We start from the raw sequence: 22280 nt of genomic DNA, 5'->3' as shown, positions 1-22280 counted from the left end.
AAGACCACAACAAGAGACCCGTCATGAGACGCGCCGACCGGCTGTTTCAAATCATCCAGGTGCTGAGGCGCACGCGTAAGCCGCTGACGGCGGACGCCATCGCGGCCGAGCTCGAGACCTCGAAGCGCACGATCTATCGCGACATCGCAACGCTGATCGGCCAGCGCGTGCCGATCCGCGGTGAAGCCGGCATGGGCTACATCCTGGAAAAGGGATTTGATCTTCCGCCGCTGATGCTGACGCCCGACGAGATCGAGGCGGCGGTGCTGGGCGCACAGTGGGTCGCCGGCCATGCCGATTCGGCACTGGCGCGCGCGGCCGAGGATCTGATGGCCAAGATCGCGGACACCGTGCCCGAGCGGCTGCGTCCGTTCGTGCTGGAGCCCGCGAGCCGGGCACGGCCGAGCTGGAACAGGGAGCCGGACCGCCTGGACATGGTGCGCACGCGCACCCAGATCCATGAAGGCAAGAAGATCATGCTGCGCTATCGCGACGAGCAGGGCCGCGCCAGCGAGCGCATGATCTGGCCGATCTCGGTCGGCTATCTCGAAGCCGTGCGCCTGCTGGCAGCCTGGTGCGAGCTACGCGGCGACTTCCGCAGCTTCCGCACCGACCGCGTGGTCGACGCCAACTATCTCGACGAGAGATATCCGGAGCGGCGCGACGTGCTGCGCGCGAGATGGCGGCAGAGCCTGGTCTGGGGCCCGCCCAAAGACACCTGACAAGGACATTTGAGGACGATGGAAGAGAGTTCCCCCGTCGATCTGTCGAGCTGTTGCCAGAGTTGCGGCGCCTGCTGCGGCTATTCGGCCAACTGGCCGCGCTTCTCCATCGAGAGCGACGAAGAGCTTGCCGCGATTCCGGAGGCACTGGTCAACGACCGCCAATCCGGCATGCGTTGCCAGGGCGACCGCTGCTCAGCCTTGCAGGGGGATATTGGAAGAGCGACCGCGTGCGGCATCTATGCGGTACGGCCGGAGGTGTGTCGCACCTGCATGCCGGGCGACGCCGAATGCGCGATGGCGCGGCGGAAGTTCGGGCTTCCGGCTATCGAAGCTAGTTAGGCCGGAACGGCTTCGCCGATTTCGTCGTCGATCTCGTCGTCCAGCGGTGCGAGCACCGAGAGCGGCTTGGTCGACAGCGTGATCGGCTTGCGTCCGCCCGACAGCGACGGCGAGGATTTCGCCGTGCCTTCGCGCGACAGCGCATAGAGCGTCGAGCCGACGCGACCGCCGTTCTCGATCAGGTCGCGCTCGTTGCAGCTCGCTGCGATCGCGACCGCCAGCGAGTGCAGATGGCTGCGGCGATAGCAGAACAGCGCCAGCCTGGCGCGCGCGTCAGGGGAAACACTCTCAACCAGCCTCGGCAGGCCACTCTCGCTGGCGCGATACATCTCGCCAAGGAGCTCGTCGCGAACCGGGCAGAAATCGCTTTCAAAAGTATCGCGGCTTGAAAACATTGCAGTTCTCCCTCGTGTGCGGAAGATGCAGCGCAATTCTCTAATGAAAGGTTAACCACGCTGCCCGGTAGTCACCCGGGGTGCTTGCGCGCTCGCGGCGAATCGGAAGGTGGCGGTGGGACCGGGAATTACCGCGCTGGCTGGAGAACGGGCGGCAGCGGCGTCATGGCCGGGCTTGTCCCGGCCATCCACGAACGGCCAAGACGCAGGAAGAACGTGGATGCCCGGGACAAGCCCGGGCATGACGACCTTTAGTGCCGATGAAGGCTTGCCCACTCAGAGGGCCGTCAGCCCTCAGTTCGCCGCCATGAAGATGGACAGACCGAAGCCGGTGAGATGGTGCAGCGCCTGGTCGACGCCGATCAGGGTCCAGAACCAGGGATGTGCAAGGTCGACGCCGAAATTGGCCGAGACGAACCCCTTGGCGCGGTCGATGGTGATGTGGATCACGAAGTCGATGAAGGCGACGAACCAGAATTTCGGCGCGACGATCATTATCAACGGTAGCGCAACCGCAAGGTGAATCAGGCAATGCACCAGCAGCGGCAGGGCCCAGCCGTGCTTCTGGTCCTTGCCGTGCGCCATCCAGGCGGTCTGAAGAACGAAATCGGCGATGATGTGCTTGAAGGTGAGCAGCAGCATCCAGCCAATGAGCGCTTCGACCGGAACCGCCGATGACATGGATGGAAACGACAAAGCCGACGCCCTCATTGAGGTGACAAGAAAAATTGGAGCGTTCAGCGCAACTTCTTCTTGGACCGGTCAAATCGCCGGGACCTTCGATTTATGACATCTCCCGCGGCGGAATGCAGCCGGGGGGAACCGGAAAATCGCCAAGTGTGGCTAACTGGTGATAGGATGACCTTTCGCCGCGGCCACGTCGAGTAAGGTTACCCTCGGCTCGAAATTTGCTTTCCGGTCCCGGCGCGTTATCATTGTCCGTTCAGAATATCGTTCTTTTTTCAGATGTTTAGGAATTGCAGGGCGCCCGCCGCGATCACGTCCGCGAGCCGCCCATGACCCGGGAATAAGGCCAGAGTGCTGCCATGAGTACTGAAGGCCCCACCACATCCCCGATCGAGCCGCCGCCGCGGCGCCCGAAGGTGATCAAGACCAATCAGCAACAGGTCTTCCTCTACGTCGTGCTGACCCTGCTGCTGTCGCTCGCCACCGTCTGGGGCGGCCGTGCCATGCTGCACAATTCGGAGACGCTGACCTTTGCCGTCGGCGCTCCCAACAGCGACGAGGCGCTGTTCGCGGCCAAGCTTGCTGCCGTTCTGAAGACCAACGCCTCGCGCTTCCGGATCAAGATCGTCAACAACGCAGACAATGCCAAGGCGCTCGCGCAGTTCGACCGCAAGCAGGCCGATCTGGCCGTGCTGCGCACCGACGCCAAGGTGCCACTGCGGGCGCGCACGCTCGCGATCCTCGAGCACGATCTCGTGCTTCTGCTCGGTCCCGGCAACAAGAAGATCAAGTCGATCGCCGAGCTGAAGAAAAAGAAGGTCGCCGTTCTCGCCGAGAACGAATCCTCCCTCGCCTTCGTCCGCAGCATCCTCGATATCCCCGACGGTCCGGACGCGGCCAAGATCCAGATGGCGCCGCAGGGCACGACGCTCGACAAGCTGTTCGCGCCGTCAAACGGCTTTGGCGCGGTGATCGCCATCGTTCATGCCTCCAGGGCAGTGCGCGACAAGGCCTATGAGCAGGTCGCGAAGCGCGGCGGCTTCACGCTCAACGCGATCGACGAGGCCAAGGCGCTGGCGCGCAAGCTCCCGGGCATTTCCAGCGAGACGCTGACGGCGGGCACGCTGTCGACGTCGCCGCAAATTCCCGATGACGATCTCGACACGGTCGGGCTCGAATGGCTGCTGGTCGCGCAATCCAGGATGTCGCCATCCACGGCGGGCGAGCTGGCGCGCACCATCTACGAGAACAAGTCCGCGCTCGGGCTCGACAACGGCTTTGCCAGCAGGATCGAGCCGGCCTCCGTCGAGAAGGACGCCTTTGTGATGGCGCACCAGGGGGCGGCCGATTACATCAATGACGACACCAAGTCGTTCATGGATAAGTACAGCGACTTGATGTATCTGGGCGCCGCCGCGCTCAGCGTCATCGGCTCGATCTTCGCGGCGATCTACGCCAAGATCACCCGGATCGCGCCGGAGAAGGCCAGCGAGCTCTCCACCGCCATCCTCGACATCGGCGAGCGGATCGAGCACGCCCACTCTCTGGATCAGCTCGAATGTCTCCAGGACGAACTGGAGGGCATTTTACGCGGGGCGGTCATCGGGCTCAGAGACGGCACGATCAGCACCGACGGCCTCGACACCTTCAAGCTCGGCTACGAATTCGTCCGCGACGAGATCGGCATGCGTCGCGACTATCTGAAACGCCATGCCGGCGAAACCGAGAAGACGGTGCAGGACGGCGGCCCTGCCCAGCACGACGACAGCAATGTCGTGGTGGTGAAGACCGCCCAGACTGCCTGACGGCCGCCCGATTGGGCCGCCCATCAATCTCTTGTCCCGGACAAGCCGCAATGTCGAAGGCGTTGCGGCGCCGAGCCGGGACCCAGGAACCGCAGCTTGCGCTGCTGGATGGGCCCCGGCTCTGCAGCGCATCACTCGGTGCTGCGCTGCGGGGCACAAGAGGGAGATCGTGACGGCCGGCCGTCTGGAACCCAGCCCACCTGCAACCGTTGGTTCGCGACTACAACCGGAGACCGCAGCATGCGTGCACTCCTCATCATCCTCCTTCTGGGAATGCTGGCGGCGGCCGGCTACTTCGCCTATTCCGCAATGGCGGTCGAAGGTGAGCCGATCCCGACGGAAGGCTATGTGGCGCTGGCACTGGGCGCAGGGTTTTCCGTCATTGTCGGCGTCGGGTTGATGGTGCTGCTGTTCTTCAGCAGCCGCCGTGGCTACGACGAGCCGCCGCATTTCAGGTAAGGCATTCCGCCAACGATGGCGGCACGGACCGGCCGCCCGGCGCAGCAGCGCCGATCACGCCGCCTGCCTGTCGTTGACGGCCCCCGCCCAGGCGGGCACTTTGACGCCGGCGTCCCGCCGGGACCCGAAGACTTGTCTCAAGACCGAGCCGCCTGCCCGCATGTCCAAGCCGCTGATTTCCGCTCTGGCCCAGTTCGCGGCCGCCACGGCCGGCCGCAACATGACCAAGGCGGCCTATGTGGCTGTGACCGTCGGCGTGCTCAGCATGGTGTTGCTGTCGGACAAGCGCGCCCAGGAAGCGCATGGCTGGATCAACACCCTGCTCTGGACCTGCCTCGCCTATTTCGTGTTCGAATGGCTGGTGCGGCTGCGCCACATGACGCAGCAGGGGCGGCTCTCGCTGTACATGTCCTCCTCCGCCGGGCTGGTCGACGCGATCGGGGCGCTGGCGGTGCCGGTCGCGCTTCTCCTCGGTGCCGAGCCGAAGACGGCCTGGCTGCTCAGCGTGCTCTGGGTGTTGAAGGTGGTCCCCGGCATCCCCGGCCTTCGGCAGCTTCGCCGCGTGCTGGTGCTGGAATCGGGCCCGCTGCTCAGCGTGCTCGTGATCTTCCTGATGGTGGTCTTCCTCGCCTCCGTCGCCGAATATTTCCTGGAGCGGGACGTGCAGCCGCAGACTTTTGGCAGCGTCCCCGCTGCGCTGTGGTGGGCCGTCGTCACACTCACGACCACCGGCTACGGCGACGTCGTGCCGGTTACGCCGCTCGGCCGCATCGTGGCGGCCGCGGTGATGATCTCCGGCCTCGGCGTGTTCGGCCTCTGGACCGGTATTTTGGCGACCGGATTTGCCGCCGAGACGCGGCGCGACAATTTCCTCAAGACCTGGGAATCCGTCAGCAAGGTACCGTTCTTCGCGGCGCTCGGCCCCGCCGCGATTGCCGACGTCACCCACATGCTGCGGACCATGGAGCTGCCGGCGCGCACCATGATCATCCGCAAGGGCGCGCAGGGTGACTGCATGTATTTCATCGCCGCCGGCGAGGTCGAGGTCGAGCTGCCCGGCAAGAAGGTGCAGCTCGGCGAAGGCGCCTTCTTCGGCGAGATGGCGCTGCTCGGCAACAACATGCGCGGCGCCAACGTCTCGACCACGAAAGTGTCGCGGCTTCTGGTGCTCGACCTCGTCGACTTCCGCGTGCTGATGGCACGACATCCAGATCTCGCCGAGACCATTGACGCCGAGGCGAAACGGCGCGCACTCGAAAACAGATAAAAGGAGACAAGATGTCGGACATCACCGACGCAGCCACCGGCCCCGTGCTCGAACGCGACGGCGCCCGCGCCACCATCCGCCTCAATCGGCCGAAGCATCTCAACCGGCTCCAGGCCGAGGACCTCGACGAGCTCGTCAGACTGTTCAATCTGGTCGAAGCCGATCCAGCCATCCGTGTGCTGGTGCTGACCGGCACCGGACGCGCCTTCTCGGCAGGCTATGACCTCAATTCGGTCGCCGAGCGCGCCGTCAGCGCCAACGAGCAGCAGAGCGCGGGCTCTGCATTTGAGCTGGTCGTCAACCGGCTGGAGGATCTGGGCGTGCCGACGATCTGCCGGCTCAACGGCGGCGTCTATGGCGGCTCGACCGACCTCGCGCTCGCCTGCGATTTCCGCATCGGCGTCGACACCGCCGAGATGTTCATGCCGGCAGCGCGGCTCGGGCTGCATTATTACAGGAGCGGCATCAAACGCTACGTCACCCGGCTTGGCGTCGACAACGCGAAGAAGCTGTTCCTGACGGCGCAGAAGATCAGCGCGCCGGAGATGCTGCGCATCGGCTATCTCACCGCGATGGTACCGGTGGAATTCCTCGACGAGGAGGTCGACAAGCTCGCCGGAATCCTCGCCGGCAACGCGCCGCAGGCGATGCGCGGCATGAAGCGCGCGATCAACGAATTCGCCCGCGGCGAGCTCGATGACCGCGCCGCCGACCAGCGCCACCGCGACAGCATGCGCGGCGACGAGATCAAGGAAGGCATCAAGGCGTTCGCGGAGAAGCGAGCGCCGAGGTTTTGAGGGGATTGGTCGGGAGTACGAGCGCGCGGCAAGCGCAACTGTCGTCCCGGACAAGCGAAGCGCAGATCCGGGAGCCATAACCACAGGGAGTGGTTATGGAGCAAAGCTGATCACTCCGGGGTCTTCGCAAAATATCTCCCTGTGGTTATGGGTCCCGGGTTCGCGCTACGCGCGCCCCGGGACGACAGTGGAGATTGAGGCGCCTGCTCAGCCTCCAACCGCCTTCGCATGCAGCGCCGCCATCTCGTCGTCCGCCGCATTGATGCGCTGGAACGCAGGCCGCGCGGTCATGCGCTCGGCATAGCGGACGAAGACGTCCTTCTTCGGCACGATGCCGAACATCATGGTCCAGCTGAACGCCACGCCCCACAACACATCGGCAGCCGTCATCCGCTCGCCAAGCAAATAGGGCCCCTTCGACAGCTGCGCTTCGAGCGCACCTAACATGGTGTCGTAGTCGGCATAGGGCGACTGCGTGATCGGCGCCGGCTCGCGCTGCATGAACTTGTCGATCAGCGCCGGCTCGAAAGATGAGCCGTAATAGGCGATCCAGCGCAGATAAGGACCGCGCAGCGGATCGTTCAGCGCGGGCGTCAGACCGGCCTGCGGGAAGAGATCGGCGAGATGGATGGTGATTGCGACCTGCTCGGTCACCAGGGCATCGCCGTGGCGGATCGCCGGGACCTTGCCGAGCGGATTGATGGCGAGATAAGCGGGCTGACGCTGCTCGCCGGCCTTCATGTTGAGGACGTGCAGATCGTAGGGGGCACCCAGCTCCTCCAGCAGCACCCGCGTGCCGGTGGCACGGCTTTGCGGCGAGTAATACAGCGTGATGCGGTTCGGATCGGTCATGGCAGGTCTCCATCGGGCCAGCGGGCGGTGGCGCAGCTTGTAGCGGGCCATACCTGACATCCTGTGTCAGGTATGGTTTAAGCAATCATGCGCGCGAGCCGAATGTTGTCGATCCTCACCACCCTCCAGGCCAGGGGGCAAGTCACCGCGCCCGAACTCGCGGAGGCCTGCGAGGTCTCGGTCCGCACGATCTATCGCGACATCGACGCGCTCGCGGCATCAGGCGTTCCGGTTTACGCCGACCGTGGCGCGGAGGGCGGCTATCGGCTGCTCGACGGCTATCGCGTGCGGCTGAACGGCCTGTCGCAGAGCGAGGCCGAGACGCTGTTCCTGGCGGGCTTGCCGGGCCCGGCGGCGGCGCTCGGGCTGGATGCGGCAATGATCGCCGCGCAGAACAAGCTGATGGCGGCGCTGCCCGTCCATCTGCGCCGGGACGCCAGCCGGATGCAGGAACGCTTTCATCTGGACGCGCCGGGCTGGTTCGGCGAGGCCGAAGAGCCGAAGCATCTGCGCACGATTGCCGGCGCGGTGCTGCGCGGGACACTGATCAAGATCCGCTACCAGAGCTGGCGCGCGGAAAAGCAGCGTCGCCTCGCGCCGCTAGGTCTCGTGCTGAAGGGCGGGAGCTGGTATTTCGCCGGCCAGGTCGACGCCAGCGTGCGCACCTATCGCGTCGCGCGCGTGCTCGACTGCACGGCGCTCGACGACGGCTTCGATCGGCCAGCCGATTTCGATCTTGCCGCCTATTGGCAGGCCGCGACGCTGCGTCTCGAGGCGGAGATGCATCCCAATGTCGCGATCGTCCGGTTGTCGCCGTTCGGCGTCAAGCTGCTCGATGCGCTGAGCCAGCCCTACATCAAAGCGCGTACGGAGATTGAAGAGGCCAGCGATGCAGACGGCTGGCGCATTGCGCGCGTGCCTGTCGGCAAGACGTCCTGGCACGCCGCGGCCGAATTGTTGCGGCTCGGCCCCGAGGCCGAGGTGCTGGAGCCCGCCGACCTCCGCGACAAGATGGCGGAGCTGACGCAAGGGATGGCCGCGCGCTATCGCGCGGCGCGGAAAACATAATGCCGGCATATTTCGCCGCAGCCCACGAAACACTCCTGAAACACGATTCTCCTCCTCCCGGGTGAACGCATTCGCGTCTCGGCCCGACCGAGATGCAGGGACACAACAACGGCCTTAGCGCCACACTGGAGAATGAAGATGTTTCGTAAGCTTGCTCTCGGTCTGATCGCCGCCGGTTCGCTCGGCGTTGCCGCTCTCGCGCCCACCGCCGCCTCGGCTGGCGGTTTCCACCATCACCATTGGGGTCATGGCTGGGGTCCGGGCTGGGGCTTCGGCGGCGTCTACGTCAACACCGGCGTCAGCAACTGCTACCAGGAGCGCCTCGTTCAGACCCGTCACGGCATGCGCGTCCGCATCGTGAATGTCTGTGCCTACGGGATCTACTGATATCCCGCCTTGGACAAAGCTCCGGTCGCGCCGCGACCGGAGCTTTTGCGTTGAGTTAGCCGGCCTGCCGCTGCCGGCGAAACCAGGCCCAGGTCTCGCGCGCCGTCTGGATGTAGCCGCGGCCGCGATAAACGATCTCACCGTCGACGATCTCGTTCAGCTTCGGTAGCGCGTGAAACGGTATCGAGGGATAGGCGTGGTGCTCGACATGGTAGGGCATGTTCCACGCGAACCATTTGACCACCGCAGCGGTATAGGTGGTGCGGGTGTTCTGAAAAGCGCTGCGGGTGCGCTCGCAGCCGGTATGCTCGGCATAGAGATAGGGCCGCAGGAAGAACTGCCCGATGACGAGCGGGACGAGCCAGACCCAGAGCAGCAGCGCTGACGAGAACCACAGCGAGAGCGCGAGCAGCAGGACATAGACCGCGACATAGGCACGCGCCTCTCTCACGATGACGGGGCGTTTGTTTTCGGGGATCCAGGGCACGGTGACCTTTCCGGTGACCGCATGGCCAAGCATCAGCCGGAGACGACCGGCGACCTGGAGCAGGCCGCTATAGGCGAGCGCGAGCTGCGTGTCGGATGTCGGTTTCAAGCCGACGATCAGCTCGGGATCCTTGTCCGGATCCTGGGTGTAGCGGTGATGGTCCCAGTGAAACAGGCAGTAATATTCGTAAGGCAATCCGATGAGGAAGGCCGAGAGATAACCGACGACGAGGTTGAGGCTGCGGCTTTTGAACGCGGTCTTGTGCGCGGTCTCGTGCACCGCCATGAACAGGAAGGCGACGACATAGCCCTGCACCGCCATCAGCGGCAGCGCCCAGAGCACGCCCCACGTCGACGAGATCTTCCAGATCAGCGCGCCCACCAGCATGATCACGCCGTAATGGCCAAGGCTCTGCGCCGCGCCTCTGAGATTGGAGCGGACCGACAATTCGCGCAGCATGGCCGGCGTCAGCGGCTTCAGGCGGTGGCCGGACTCTGAAACGGTCGCGTCGGTCATGATCAAAATGCCTGCCTTACTTGCCGAGAAGCGCCGCGACCTCGGCCTTTAGAAAAGCCTGGTCGCGCGGATTGCCAACGGGATTGCCGGCGCGATGGCCATGCAGCGACGGGATCGGATGCAGCACGGCCGATTTCGCGTTGGCCAGCCGGCCGAGCTCATCCTCGTTGTCGCGGACGTCGAAATAGCGGTCGGTCGCGCCCGGCATCAGCAGCATGTGCGCCTTGATCGCCGCCAGTGCGCGATTGAGATCGCCGCCGAATGCCTCACAGCGGCTGATGTCGCCCCGCTGCCAGATGCCGACCTGCGCCAAGAGATCATTGGCGTCGCGCCGGGCGAACGTCGCGTCCCAGACGCGGACGAGATAATCTTCCAGCGAGGTGAAGCCGGCCTCGCGCCAGAGCTCGTCACGATAGAAGCCGTGCGACATCGCCCAGCCGGCATAGACCCGCCCCATGGCGCGATAGCCGGCGACGGGTTTCTCGGCGAAGCGGCCGTCACGGAAGGCGGGATCGGCGGTCAGCGCGGCTTTCACGCTCTCCAGGAAGACATGGTTATAGGGCGCGCAGCGGGCACTGCCGCAGACCACGGCTGCACGCTCGACCATATCAGGGTGCAGCGCCGCCCAGTGATAGGCCTGCATGCCGCCCATCGACCACCCATAGACGAGGGCCAGCTTTGAAATGCCGAAGCGCTCGGCGAGCAGCCGATGCTGGACCGCAATCGCATCGTGATAGGTCACCGCGGGGAACGGCGCTGCGCTATTCGACGGCGAGGACGACAGGCCGTTGCCCAGGAGGTTCGGGATGATGATGAAGTAGCGCGTGGGATCGAGCACGCCGTCGGGCCCGATCAGCCACTCGGTGTCAAAATGCTGCGCGCTGAACGAGGTCGGATAGAGGATGACGTTGTCCTTTGCAGCGCTCAGCGTGCCATAGGTCTTGTAGGCAAGCTTCAGCGAAGGAAAAACGGTCCCGGACTGGAGGACAACGTCGCCAGCCTCGAAGATCTCGTAGTGCGCCGTCATGAACCGAACTCCGTTTACGCGGCCGCACAGCGCCGCAGCTTCCACGATGCATCGATCATGCCGGGCTCGCAGCTGCGTCATGGCAGCAGATTTTATAACTGTACTTATAGTACAGTTATTTGAGGCCGGCAAGATAAATCAGATCCGCTCGCCGGCTCAGCCGATGGCCGCGATGTAGCGCTCCACCGACGCCGCGAAGGCGGCCTTGGCGCCGCCAGCGATGTTGCGGCCCCACCAGGCGCCATAGATGCGATCGAAGGCAAGCGGCTCGACAGCGGCCGCGATCCGCCGCACCGCGGCGGCGTTGAGCGGCATGTAGTTGGGGTAGGAATACATGAAGCTGACGAAGCGGCGGTCCATCGTCACCTGGGCGATGTCACCGGTGAGCAGCGCGCCCCTGCCCTCGGCACCGCGTTGCCAATGCAGCATGGTGGCGCCGGCGAAATGACCGCCGGTGCGTAGCAGCAGCACATCGTCTGAGATGCGGTGGCTCTCGCCGGTCCAGTGCACGATCGAGGGATGCGGCCGCGTGACGAAAGCGCGATCGTCGGCATGCAGATAGACCGGCACGCCGCCAAAGGTATCGCTCCAGTCGGCGACCGCGCCGTAGTAATGCGGATGCGAGATCGCGATCGCCTTCAGTCCGCCGAGCGCTGCGACGTATTCGATGGCCTCATCGGTTGCGAGCGGAATGCAATCCCACATCACGCAGCCGTCGCCCTGAGGCACCAGCAGCGCGCGCTGTCCGATGGCGAAGCTCGGCTCCAGGGCGATCCCGGTGAGGCCAAGATCGTCGCGTCCCACCAGTCGGTGCCCCCGCGCGAGCTCCTCGCGCGTGAGAAAGGTCTGCCCTTTCCAGTTCACGAACTGCCGCTCGTCCTCGCAGATCACGCAGGAGGCGGGCGGATTTCCGCCGTTCGGGAATTGCGCACCGCAGGTTTCGCAGGTCCAGAGAGGCATGACCAGAGCTCCGTGGGAAGATCGCAGGATGACATTGCGACCGCGCTTTCGGCAAGATCGATGAGCGCAAGGACAGACTGGAACCAACGCGGCGAGCGCCCGTTACGTTCAGATCCACGCCGGAAGGAGTGGTCAAGAGGATCGCGACACACGAAGAGCATGTTTGGGTATCGATGACATCGCGTCCTCCCTCCTCGTCCCGTATCTGGCCTCTGTTCGCGCTCAACTTCTTCATGGCCGACATGCAGTCGGGCATTGGGCCGTTCGTCGGGGTCTTCCTCCAGGAGCGCGGCTGGGCGACCGGGCTGATCGGCACCGCGATGACGATCGGCAATGTCGCGGGCATGCTGGTCACGACTCCGATCGGCGGCTTCATCGATTCCAGCCGCAACAAACGGCTATGGGTCGTCATTCCCGGCATCTGCGTCGTTCTCGCCTCCGCGATCATCCTGATCTCGCAGAACTTCTGGGCGGTGACGTTCTCGCAAGTGGCGCAATCGCTGGCGAGTGCCGCCATCGTACCGGCGGTAACGGGCATCACGCTCGGCATCGCCAAGCAGAAGGGATTCAACGCGCTGAACGGCCGCAACCAGGCGTTCAACCACGCCGGCAACATGGTCGGCGCGGCATTGTCTGGCTATCTCGGCTACAGGTTCGGCTATGTCGCCGTGTTCGTGCTGGCGGCCGTGTTCGGCGCCATCGCGATCGCCTGTGTGATGATGATCCCCGCCAAGGCGATCGACGACCGTGCCGCACGCGGCAGCAAGGAAGACGACTCCAAGGCTCCGCCGGATGCGATGACGATGCTGCTCAAGCACAAGCCGCTGCTCGTGTTGGCACTTGCGCTCGCCCTTTTCCATCTCGGCAATGCCGCCATCGTTCCGCTCTACGGACTTGCGGCGGTGGCCGAGGGACAGGCCAACGGCCCGAGCTTCGTCGCGACCACCGTGGTGATCGCGCAAGGCGTCATGGTCGTGACCTCGCTGATCGCGATGAAGGCCGCGAGCAAGCGTAATTACTGGCCGGTGATCCTGGTGTCCTTCATGTTCCTGCCGATCCGCGGCGTGCTGGCCTTCTTCGTCACGGGATGGTGGGGCGTCGTACCGATGCAGGTGCTCGACGGTATCGGCACCGGCCTGCAGACGGTTGCCGTTCCCGGCATGGTCGCGCGCGCGCTGAACGGCAGTGGTCGCATCAATCTCGGCCAGGGTGCCGTGATTACGGTGCAGGGCATCGGCGCCAGCCTCAGTCCGGCGCTCGGCGGCTGGATCGCGCAATGGATTGGCTACGGGCCAACCTTCCTGCTGCTCGGCTGCTTCGGCCTCGCCTCAATGGTGCTGTGGCTGGCATTCGGGGCGGCGGTGAAGAAATACTGAGGCTCACCGCCACCCGAACGCCACGGCGCAAAGTGCCTTTTGCACTCCACGCACATGGGGCCTGCGGCACCTGGTCGCGGTCTCTGCGCGCCATCGCGAGTGGCTTATCACGCAATCCGGCGCTTTTGCCGTTGCGGCACACCGGCCTGACGATACAACCTGCCGTAAACCGCCAACAAACCTGCCCTTCCGATCGATGATCCAGCCACAACTCTCATTCGATGGCGACCCGAATGGCCCGGCCTATGAAAGATGGCGCGAGCAGTTTTGCCGTCAGGTGGCTAACGTCGATTTCGTGCCGGTCGGCGATGGGCGTGTCCACCGGACCATAGCGCCGGCAATTCTTCCTCGTGTCAGGCTCTCAGCCTCTTTCGGCACGCCAATGTCTTTCGTGTCATTGGGCACGAACGACGAATTGATCATTACGATGTCGCCCAATTCGGCGCTGTCCGGGGCCATGGGAAGGCGCCCGCTGGACATCGCCGCGGGCGACGTCACCATCGGCGACCCCTCGATCAAGGGCGCATGCATCACCCAGATCGAGCACGGCAATTTCCAGACCGCACTGCTGCCCCGCAAGGCGCTGCTGCGCGCGTGCCCGAATGCCGAGGATTTGATTGCACGCTCAATCCCCGGCGCCAATCCGATCACATCGATGTTCCTGCGCTATTATGATCTCGCGCATGAGTATGCCGACAAGCTCGGCCCCGCCGAGCTGGACGCGGTCTCGCAGCACCTGTTCGATCTTTCGGTGCTGATGATCGGAGCGCGCGGCGATGTCGCCGAGCAGGCTCGCATGCGCGGCCTGGCGGCAGCGCGTCTCGAAACCCTCAAGTCCGACATCCTGGCGCAGCTCGACAGCCCTGCACTGTCGCTCACCCTGCTTTCAGCCGCGCACCGGGTCAGCCCGCGCACGATTCAGCTGCTGTTCGAGCAGTCAGGCATCACCTATAGCGGCTTCGTGCTGGAGCAGCGTTTGCTGCGCGCCGAACGCCTGCTGCGAAATCCCACCATGCGCATGCGCAAGATCATCGAGATCGCGCATCTCGCGGGCTTCCACGACGTATCCTACTTCCATCGCGCATTCCGCCGCCGCTTCGGGCAGACGCCCGACGACGTCAGGAAGCTGGCCGGCGGCGCCGGCTAGCGAACTCGATCACGACGCAGCCAATAGCCGACCGGCCTTACGCGCCAAAATTCTTCTGGATCGCCTTGTCGAGCGTCTCGCCGCCGACGAAGCGCTGGCGCAGCTCGCGCTTGAGCAGCTTGCCGCTCGGATTCTTCGGCAAGGCATCCACGAAGATGACGCGCTTGGGCACCTTGAAATGCGCCATCTGGCCGGCGCAGTGCTTGATGACGGTGTCCTCGTCTAGCTTTTCGCCGCTCTTGACCACGACGATGGCGGTGACCGCCTCGATCCAGCGCGGATCGGGCAGGCCGACCACGGCGACCTCGGAAACCGCCGGGATACGATACACCATCTCCTCGACCTCGCGGCTGGCGACATTCTCGCCGCCGGTCTTGATCATGTCCTTGACGCGGTCGACCACGGTGATGTGGCCTTCTTCATCGACGGTGGCGAGGTCGCCGGAGTGAAACCAGCCGCCGGCAAACGCTGCCGCAGTCTTCACGGGATCGTTGTAATAGCCGGACAACAGATGCGGCGAACGGTGCACGATCTCCCCGACCTCGCCGACCTCAACGTCTTCCATTGATGTGTTGACGACGCGCGTCTCGACATTGAGCACCGGCTTGCCTGCCGAGCCTGCCTTGCGCAGCTGGTCCTCCGGCCGCAGCACGGTCGCGAGCGGCGCGATCTCGGTCTGGCCGTAGAAGTTCCAGAATTTTACGGCGGGCAGGCGGCGCTGAAGCTCGAGCAAAACTTCCACAGGCATGATCGAGGCGCCGTAATAGCCCTTCTCCAGGGACGACAGGTCCGACTTGTCGAAATTCGGCGAGCGCAGCATCGCGATCCAGATCGTCGGCGGCGCGAAGAACGAGGTGATCTTGTGGGCCTGGATCAGGGCCAGGATGTTGTCGGCCGTCGGCTTGCCCGTGATGACGCCGGAGGCACCGAGATAGACTTGTGGCCCGAGGAACACGTCCAACTGGGCGCAGTGATACAGCGGCAGCGCGTGCAGGAACTTGTCGTCCACGCTCATGCCGCCGTCGATGATACAGCTGACATACTGCCACATCACGGCTTCGTGGGTCAGCATCGCACCCTTGGGCAGCGATTCGGTGCCTGAGGTGTAGACGATCTGCGCGAGATCGCGGCTATCGACCGAGGCATCCAGGAACGAGCCCTCGGAATGAAGCAGGTCGTCGAAGGTGGTGAGGCCCGCCGGCGCCGACGCGGGATCCTCGCCCGGCAGCCAGATCATTTTTTCGACCGCACAGTCTTTCGCGCTGGCGGCCTTCGCCGGCTCGACGAAATCGGGACCGGTCGCGAGCAACTTTGCGCCGGAGCTTTTCAGGATGAAATTGATCTCGTCCGGATTGAGCATGAAGTTGATCGGCACCAGAACCGCGCCAATCCGCGCCACTGCGAAGCGCAGCGCGGCGAAGGCGTGCGAATTGCGCGACAGCACCGCGAGGCGGTCGCCCTTCTTCACGCCGAGCCCGAGCAGACCGCGGCCGAGCCGGTTGCAGATCGCGTCCATCTCGGCAAAGGTCCAGCTCACATCCCCGCAGCTCACCGCGAGCTTGTTCGGATCGCGACCTGCCGAGCGGCGCAGGAGATCGCCGATGGAATGTTCGCGTGCCTTCGCGATGGTGGCTGCGGTCTCGCTCATGTGTCCCTCCGGGTGATGTCTTTGTTTGTTGGATTTCTTGTCTGAGGTCTTGCGTCTTCTCTTTTGCGCATGATCTTGCCGGAAAACCGCTTCACACTTTTCCGGATCATGCGGCGCTATCTTCGCCGGGCCGCCTGCGCGTGCTCCATGTACATGTGCTCGACCGAGCGATCGAGCGAAGCAATCTTCTCGAAGCCGCGGCGCCAGTCCTGCAAATGCCGGCGCGTCCAAAGCACGCCGGCCTCGCGGTCGCGGTCGCGGATCGCGTCGATGAGATGGCGGTGCGCCGCGACGAGACGCGGACCGCCTTCGGCGACACCGGTCACGATCATCTCGGTGGTCGGATAGAACAATTGCGCCGCGGGCTCGCGCGCGAGCTGGAGCACGCGGTTCTGCGAGGCTTTTGCGACCAGCACGTGGAATTCGGCATCGCATTCGGCCAGCATCGCGGGATCGCCGACCACGGCCTCGCTGCGCAGCAGATTGGCGTCGAGCTCGGCGAGGTTCTCGTCCGTCGCGCGCTCCACGGCGCCCTCGATGCTGGCGACCTCCAGCGTCATCGAGGCCTCATAGAGCTCGCGGAAGGTGACCTCATGCAGCACCAGCGCGCGGCTGAGACGGCTTGCGAGCTTGCTGTAGCGCGGCAGGCAGGCGTGCAGGCGGCGCGAGGAATCGCGCCGGATCAGCCCGCCCTCCTCCAGCACACGAATGCCTTCGCGAATGGTCGAGCGATTGACGCCGAACTGGCGGACCAGGTCGTGCTCGGTGCCGATGGGATCGCCGGGCTTGATTCGGCCATTGACGATCTCGCGTTCGATGGCGTCGGCGACCTTCTGATAGGCCGGCGCGACATCGATCGGTCGGAACAGCGGCGCGATGGGCAAACCGGCCTCCAATGGCGATTGTCGGACAAACTATAGGCGCTGACGTCAGGTGCGTCAAACTACATCATTCATAACATCCGCGGAGGAAATTGACTCCGCCGGAACCCGGCTCTAGCTTTGTCGGACAAAGGGACAGAATAGCCCCGCTCAAGAGGAAACGTATCCATGAGACCCATCGCAGCACTCGTGTCTGCGGCCGGCTTGCTGTCGGCTGCCCTGATCACCCCTGCCTCGGCCCAGCAGGCGCCGCTCAAGATCGGCGTGCTCTCCGACTTCTCCTCCGTCTATTCCGACATCGGCGGCATGGGGAATGTCGAGGCGACCAAAATGGCGATCGAGGATTTCGGCGGTCAGATGTTCGGCAAGCCGATCGACATGATCTCGGCCGACGTGCTCAACAAGCCCGACGTCGCCTCCACCATCGCCCGCAAATGGTGGGAGACCGAAGGCGTCGACATGATCATCGACCTGCCGACCTCGGCGACCGCACTCGCGGTGATGGAGTTGTCGAAGCAGTATGAGAGGATCATGATCGTGACGGATGCGGCCAGCTCCGACATCACGGGAAAATCCTGCTCGCCCTACACCGCGCACTGGACCTACGACACCTATGCCAACGCGCACACCGTCGGCAGCGCCATCGTCAAGAACGGCGGCGACACCTGGTTCTTCCTCACCGCCGACTACGTATTCGGCCATTCGGTCGAGCGCGACACCGGCGATGTCGTGAAGGCCGCGGGCGGCAAGGTGCTGGGCAGCGTCAAGCATCCGCTCAACACCGCCGATTTCTCCTCGTTCCTGCTCCAGGCCCAGGCTTCCAAGGCCAAGATCATCGGGCTCGCCAATGGCGGCGGCGACACCATCAACGCGATCAAGCAGGCCGGCGAGTTCGGCATCGTCGCCGGCGGACAGAACCTGGCCGCGATCGTGATGTTCATCTCCGACGTGCACAGCCTGGGCTTGAAGCTCGCGCAAGGCCTGATCATCACCGAGGCCTATTACTGGGATCTCAACGACAAGACCCGTGCCTTCGGCAAGCGCTTCCTCGAGCGCGTCAAGCGCATGCCGACGATGAACCAGGCGGCGACCTACAGCGCGACGCTGCATTACCTCAAGGCGGTGCAGGCCGCCGGCACCAGGGACACCAAGACGGTGATGGCGAAGATGCGCGAGCTGCCGGTGAAGGACGCCTTCACGGACAATGGCGTGCTGCGCGAGGACGGCCGCATGGTGCACAGCATGTATCTGTTCCAGGTGAAGAAGCCGGAGGAATCGAAGGGGCCGTGGGATTACTACAAGCTGCTCGCCGAGGTGCCCGCCGATCAGGCGTTTCGGCCCCTGAAGGATGGCGGTTGCCCGCTGGTGAAGTGAAGCGGCCTGGATCGCGGATGGTCATCTGTTCAGCAAGCCTCGCTCGTCCGCTTGGGCAATCTGTGCGGACGAGCGGCGACGATGGCGCGCCGCCCAAACATGAGGCACGGGTGCAGCGCGCCGCCGTCTGATCTGCATCAAGTTGCGATGCAAAATTCGCTGCAATGTTGGGCTCGCCCTTCCGCGCCTTCGGCGGCCGGGCGTTCGTGTCTCAACAGTGGGCGCCGCCTCACGGCGTTTTGAACAGATGAACTTTACCCCGGGTCGCGTCATCGCCGCGATCGCTGTGCTCGTTGCTGGCGGCGGCTATTACTATTGGCAGCACCGCGATACCAACACACTGCCGGCAGGCTTCGCCCGCGGCAACGGCCGCATCGAGGCGGTCGAGATCGACATCGCGACCAAGACGCCGGGCCGGATTCGCGAGATCGTGGTCAACGAAGGTGACTTCGTGCGCGCGGGCCAGGTTCTGGCGCGCATGGACACCGAGCAATTGCAGGCCCAGCGCCGCCAGGCCGACGCGCAGCTCAAGCGCGCGACGATCAATGTCGAGACCGCGAAGAGCCTGGTGAACCAGCGTGAAGCCGAACGCAGGGCCGCCGAGGCCGTGGTCGACCAGCGCATCGCTCAGCTCGACACCACGAGCCGCAAGCTCGATCGTTCCGAGCAACTGATCAGAACCAGTGCGGTATCGCAGCAGGTGCTGGACGACGACCGTTCCGCCAACGCCACGGCCAAGGCGGCGCTCGCCGCGTCCCACGCTCAGGTCGCCGCATCCGAGGCCGCGATCAGCTCCGCCCGTGCCATGGTGATCGATGCCGGCGCCTCGGTCGACGCCGCGAAGGCCGCGATCGAAAGCATCAATGCCGACCTCAACGACAGCGTGCTGAAGGCGCCGCGCGACGGCCGCGTGCAGTATCGCGTGTCGCAGCCCGGCGAAGTGCTCGCCGCCGGCGGCCGCGTCCTCAACATGGTCGATCTCGGCGACGTCTACATGACGTTCTTCCTGCCGACGGCCGATGCCGGGCGCGTCGCGATGGGCGCCGAGGTTCGCCTCGTGCTCGACGCCATCCCGCAATACGTGATCCCTGCCAAGGCCACCTTCGTCGCCGACGTCGCACAGTTCACGCCCAAGACCGTCGAGACCGAGGAGGAACGCCAGAAGCTGATGTTCCGCATCAAGGCGCATATCGCGCCGGAGCTGCTGCGCCAGCACATCGAGCATGTGAAGACCGGCCTGCCCGGCATGGCGTATGTGCAGCTCGATCCGGCCGCGCAATGGCCCGGCAATCTCAACATCAAGCTGACGAGATGAGCACGACGGCCGCAGCCGAGCTGCCTGCCGGGCGCGGCAGCGTGGTGCATCTGGAAGGCGTGGGCTTGAGCTACGGCAAGACTCGCGCGCTGGATGCGATCACGCTCGACCTGCCGTCCGGCTGCATGGTCGGACTGATCGGCCCCGACGGCGTCGGCAAATCGAGCCTGCTCTCGCTGATCGCCGGGGCCCGCGCGATCCAGCAGGGGCGCATCAACGTCCTCGGCGGCGATATGGCGAGTTCGCGCCATCGCCGCAACGTGTGCCCCGACATCGCCTACATGCCGCAGGGCCTCGGTAAGAATCTGTATCCGACGCTGTCGGTGTTCGAGAACATCGACTTCTTCGGCCGCCTGTTCGGACACGACAAGGCCGAGCGGCACCGGCGGATCGCCGGCCTGCTGCGCGACACCGGGCTCACGGCTTTCGCCGACCGGCCGGCGGCAAAACTCTCCGGCGGCATGAAGCAGAAGGTCGGCCTGTGCTGCGCCCTGATCCACGATCCCGAGCTCTTGATCCTGGACGAGCCGACCACCGGCGTCGATCCGCTGTCGCGCCGCCAGTTCTGGGAATTAATCAGCTCGATCCGCGACAGCCGGCCCGGCATGAGCGTGATCGTATCGACCGCCTACATGGAAGAGGCCGCGCAGTTCGATGTCCTGATCGCGATGAATGCCGGCCGCGTGCTGGCGACCGGAACGCCTGCCGAGCTTAAGCGGCAGACCGGAGCGGATACGCTCGATGACGCCTTCATTCGTCTTTTGCCTGAGGCGGATCGCAGCAACTACACCAATGTCGTCATCCCGCCGCGCGCCGAGGACCAGGACGAGATCGCGATCGAGGCCGACCACCTGACCCGACGGTTCAACGGCTTCGTCGCCGTCGACGACGTCAGCTTCCGCATCAGGAAGGGCGAGATCTTCGGCTTCCTCGGCTCGAACGGGTGCGGCAAGACCACGACCATGAAGATGCTCACCGGTCTCCTGCCCGTAAGCGAAGGCACCGCGCGGCTGTTCGGCAAGACCATCGATGCCGGCGACATGTCGGTGCGGCGGCGCATCGGCTACATGTCGCAGGGCTTCTCGCTCTATTCGGAGCTCACGGTCGCGCAAAATCTCGACCTGCATGCGCGGCTGTTCGAGCTGCCGGCGGACACCGTCGCCCCGCGCATCAAAGAGATGATCGGCCGGTTCGACCTCGCCGACGTCGCCGACGCCCTGCCCGATGCGTTGCCGCTCGGGCTGCGGCAGCGATTGTCGCTGGCGGTGGCCATGATCCATGCGCCCGACATCCTCATCCTCGACGAGCCGACCTCCGGCGTGGACCCGGTCGCCCGCGACCGCTTCTGGCAGATCCTCGCCGAGCTCTCCCGCAAGGACAACGTCACCATCTTCGTCTCGACCCATTTCATGAACGAGGCCGAGCGCTGCGACCGGGTCTCGCTGATGCATGCGGGCAAGGTGCTGACGTCGGACACCCCCGCCGCGATCGTGGCCGCGCGCGGCACCGCGACGCTGGAGCAGGCCTTCATCGCCTGCCTGGAGGAGGCGATCGCGGATACGGCGGAGCCGGCCGGCCAGCCTGCGATCGCATCGCCCCTACCGGCCGCGACAGCGGAACCGCCGCGCAAGCGCGGTGCGACGTTCACTCCGACGCGCATGCTCGCCTATTCCCGGCGCGAGGCACTCGAACTGCGGCGCGACCCGATCCGCGCCACGCTCGCAATCCTCGGCAGCGTGCTGTTGCTGTTCGTGCTGGGCTATGGCATCAGCATGGACGTCGAGAACCTGACCTTCGCCGTGCTCGACCGCGACGACAGCGCGATCAGCCGCGACTACAGCCTCCAGATCGCGGGCTCGCGCTATTTTACCGAAAAATCCCCTATCACCGATTACGCCGATCTCGACCGCCGCATGCGCGCCGGCGAGATCGGGCTCGCCATCGAGCTGCCGGCGGGCTTCGGCCGCGACGTCAGCCGCGGCCGCCATGTCGAGATCGGCGCCTGGGTCGACGGCGCCAATCCGACCAGGGCCGAAACGCTGCGCTCCTATGCCCAGGCGATCCACGCCACCTGGCTCGCGCAGAAGGGCCGCGAGCTCTATGGCGAGGCGGCAATCGCCGGCTCCTATCAGCTCCAGCTGCGCTATCGCTACAATCCCGATGTCATCAGCGTCGTCGCCATGGCGCCGGGCATTATTCCGCTGCTGCTGGTGATGATCCCGGCGGTGCTCGCGGCGCTCGCGGTCGTGCGCGAGAAGGAGCTCGGCTCGATCGTCAATTTCTACGTGACGCCGGTGACGCGGCTGGAATTCCTGCTCGGCACGCAGCTGCCCTATGTCGTGCTGGCGTTCGGAAACTTCCTCCTCCTGGTTGGCTTTGCCCTCGTCGTCTTCCGCGTGCCCTTCACTGGGAGCTTTCCGACCTACGCGCTCGCCGCGCTGCTTTACGTCACGGCGACGACCGGCATGGGGCTGGTGATCTCGGCCTTCATGAACAGCCAGATCGCGGCCCTGTTCGGCACGGTGCTGATCACGCTGATTCCGGCCATCCAGTATTCCGGGCTGATCGACCCGGTGTCGTCGCTGCAGGGGGCCGGCGCGCTGATTGGACGGCTCTATCCCGCCACCTATTTCGTCACGATCTCGCGCGGCACCTTCTCCAAGGGCCTGGCGTTCGACACCCTCCACAACGATCTCCTGGCGCTCGCAGTCATGGTGCCCGTCCTGGTGATCGCCGGCGCGATGCTGCTGAAGAAACAGGCCCGCTGA

Annotated in this window: 21 protein-coding genes; 13 read left to right on the top strand and 8 right to left on the bottom strand. The window is 64.8% G+C overall.

Features of this window, described 5'->3' with window-relative positions; genetic code table 11:
* Positions 1-23 precede the first annotated feature (23 nt).
* The gene (locus A3AS_RS0131195; protein ID WP_026202551.1) at positions 24-722 is read left to right on the top strand and encodes a YafY family protein; all 699 of its coding nucleotides are present in this window, start codon (positions 24-26) and stop codon (positions 720-722) included.
* An 18-nt stretch (positions 723-740) separates the two neighbouring features.
* Positions 741-1064: a YkgJ family cysteine cluster protein gene (locus A3AS_RS0131190; RefSeq protein WP_026202550.1), complete on the top strand. Its 324-nt coding sequence runs from the start codon at positions 741-743 to the stop codon at positions 1062-1064.
* Here A3AS_RS0131190 and A3AS_RS0131185 read toward each other — a convergent pair.
* Both A3AS_RS0131185 and A3AS_RS0131180 read right to left on the bottom strand, forming a co-directional pair.
* The gene (locus A3AS_RS0131185) at positions 1061-1459 is read right to left on the bottom strand and encodes a hypothetical protein (protein ID WP_026202549.1); all 399 of its coding nucleotides are present in this window, start codon (positions 1457-1459) and stop codon (positions 1061-1063) included. The genes A3AS_RS0131190 and A3AS_RS0131185 overlap by 4 nt on opposite strands.
* A gap of 294 nt (positions 1460-1753) precedes the next feature.
* The gene (locus A3AS_RS0131180; RefSeq protein WP_049815038.1) at positions 1754-2101 is read right to left on the bottom strand and encodes a DUF3307 domain-containing protein; all 348 of its coding nucleotides are present in this window, start codon (positions 2099-2101) and stop codon (positions 1754-1756) included.
* Between the two features lie 404 nt (positions 2102-2505).
* Between A3AS_RS0131180 and A3AS_RS0131175 the strand changes: the two genes are divergently transcribed.
* From A3AS_RS0131175 to A3AS_RS0131160, 4 genes are all read left to right on the top strand, one after another.
* The gene (locus A3AS_RS0131175) at positions 2506-3951 is read left to right on the top strand and encodes a TAXI family TRAP transporter solute-binding subunit (RefSeq protein ID WP_018321418.1); all 1446 of its coding nucleotides are present in this window, start codon (positions 2506-2508) and stop codon (positions 3949-3951) included.
* A gap of 240 nt (positions 3952-4191) precedes the next feature.
* Entirely contained in the window at positions 4192-4410 is a 219-nt protein-coding gene (locus A3AS_RS0131170; RefSeq protein ID WP_018321417.1) for a hypothetical protein, read from the top strand.
* 160 nt (positions 4411-4570) lie between these two features.
* Positions 4571-5677: a cyclic nucleotide-gated ion channel gene (locus tag A3AS_RS0131165; RefSeq protein WP_018321416.1), complete on the top strand. Its 1107-nt coding sequence runs from the start codon at positions 4571-4573 to the stop codon at positions 5675-5677.
* A gap of 11 nt (positions 5678-5688) precedes the next feature.
* On the top strand, positions 5689-6474 hold the full coding sequence (locus A3AS_RS0131160; protein ID WP_018321415.1) for an enoyl-CoA hydratase/isomerase family protein: 786 nt from the start codon (positions 5689-5691) through the stop codon (positions 6472-6474).
* Between the two features lie 207 nt (positions 6475-6681).
* On the opposite strand, the gene A3AS_RS0131155 is transcribed toward A3AS_RS0131160, so the two are convergent.
* The gene (locus A3AS_RS0131155) at positions 6682-7326 is read right to left on the bottom strand and encodes a glutathione S-transferase family protein (RefSeq protein WP_026202547.1); all 645 of its coding nucleotides are present in this window, start codon (positions 7324-7326) and stop codon (positions 6682-6684) included.
* A gap of 87 nt (positions 7327-7413) precedes the next feature.
* Between A3AS_RS0131155 and A3AS_RS0131150 the strand changes: the two genes are divergently transcribed.
* A complete protein-coding gene (locus tag A3AS_RS0131150) occupies positions 7414-8394 on the top strand; it encodes a YafY family protein (protein ID WP_026202546.1) in 981 nt (326 codons plus the stop codon).
* Positions 8395-8532: 138 nt separating this feature from the next.
* A complete protein-coding gene (locus tag A3AS_RS0131145) occupies positions 8533-8781 on the top strand; it encodes a hypothetical protein (RefSeq protein ID WP_026202545.1) in 249 nt (82 codons plus the stop codon).
* Between the two features lie 55 nt (positions 8782-8836).
* On the opposite strand, the gene A3AS_RS0131140 is transcribed toward A3AS_RS0131145, so the two are convergent.
* The 3 genes from A3AS_RS0131140 to A3AS_RS0131130 form a co-directional block, all read right to left on the bottom strand.
* Complete coding sequence (locus tag A3AS_RS0131140; RefSeq protein ID WP_018321411.1) at positions 8837-9784, bottom strand: fatty acid desaturase; 948 nt, start codon at positions 9782-9784, stop codon at positions 8837-8839.
* Positions 9785-9800: 16 nt separating this feature from the next.
* Positions 9801-10811, bottom strand: a complete 1011-nt coding sequence (locus A3AS_RS0131135) for an alpha/beta fold hydrolase (protein ID WP_018321410.1) — start codon at positions 10809-10811, stop codon at positions 9801-9803.
* A gap of 156 nt (positions 10812-10967) precedes the next feature.
* Complete coding sequence (locus A3AS_RS0131130; RefSeq protein WP_018321409.1) at positions 10968-11771, bottom strand: hypothetical protein; 804 nt, start codon at positions 11769-11771, stop codon at positions 10968-10970.
* A gap of 173 nt (positions 11772-11944) precedes the next feature.
* On the opposite strand from A3AS_RS0131130, the gene A3AS_RS0131125 reads away from it, so the two are divergent.
* Together A3AS_RS0131125 and A3AS_RS0131120 are read left to right on the top strand one after the other, a co-directional pair.
* Complete coding sequence (locus tag A3AS_RS0131125; RefSeq protein ID WP_018321408.1) at positions 11945-13147, top strand: MFS transporter; 1203 nt, start codon at positions 11945-11947, stop codon at positions 13145-13147.
* A 427-nt stretch (positions 13148-13574) separates the two neighbouring features.
* The gene (locus A3AS_RS0131120) at positions 13575-14294 is read left to right on the top strand and encodes an AraC family transcriptional regulator (RefSeq protein WP_245283320.1); all 720 of its coding nucleotides are present in this window, start codon (positions 13575-13577) and stop codon (positions 14292-14294) included.
* 37 nt (positions 14295-14331) lie between these two features.
* Here A3AS_RS0131120 and A3AS_RS0131115 read toward each other — a convergent pair whose 3' ends face one another.
* Complete coding sequence (locus A3AS_RS0131115) at positions 14332-15942, bottom strand: acyl-CoA synthetase (protein ID WP_018321406.1); 1611 nt, start codon at positions 15940-15942, stop codon at positions 14332-14334.
* A 116-nt stretch (positions 15943-16058) separates the two neighbouring features.
* A complete protein-coding gene (locus tag A3AS_RS0131110; RefSeq protein ID WP_049815037.1) occupies positions 16059-16826 on the bottom strand; it encodes a FadR/GntR family transcriptional regulator in 768 nt (255 codons plus the stop codon).
* A 165-nt stretch (positions 16827-16991) separates the two neighbouring features.
* Here A3AS_RS0131110 and A3AS_RS0131105 point away from each other — a divergent pair, with 165 nt between their 5' ends.
* From A3AS_RS0131105 to rbbA, 3 genes are all read left to right on the top strand, one after another.
* The gene (locus tag A3AS_RS0131105; RefSeq protein WP_018321404.1) at positions 16992-18197 is read left to right on the top strand and encodes an ABC transporter substrate-binding protein; all 1206 of its coding nucleotides are present in this window, start codon (positions 16992-16994) and stop codon (positions 18195-18197) included.
* Positions 18198-18444: 247 nt separating this feature from the next.
* Positions 18445-19512, top strand: a complete 1068-nt coding sequence (locus A3AS_RS0131100; protein ID WP_026202543.1) for an HlyD family secretion protein — start codon at positions 18445-18447, stop codon at positions 19510-19512.
* A complete protein-coding gene (gene rbbA, locus A3AS_RS0131095; RefSeq protein WP_026202542.1) occupies positions 19509-22280 on the top strand; it encodes a ribosome-associated ATPase/putative transporter RbbA in 2772 nt (923 codons plus the stop codon). The genes A3AS_RS0131100 and rbbA overlap by 4 nt, the downstream gene beginning before the upstream one ends.

This window comes from Bradyrhizobium sp. WSM2793, assembly GCF_000379585.1.
Lineage (GTDB): Bacteria > Pseudomonadota > Alphaproteobacteria > Rhizobiales > Xanthobacteraceae > Bradyrhizobium.
The sequence above is the reverse complement of the archived record's forward strand: the minus strand, read 5'-3'. Positions and strand labels throughout refer to the sequence as shown.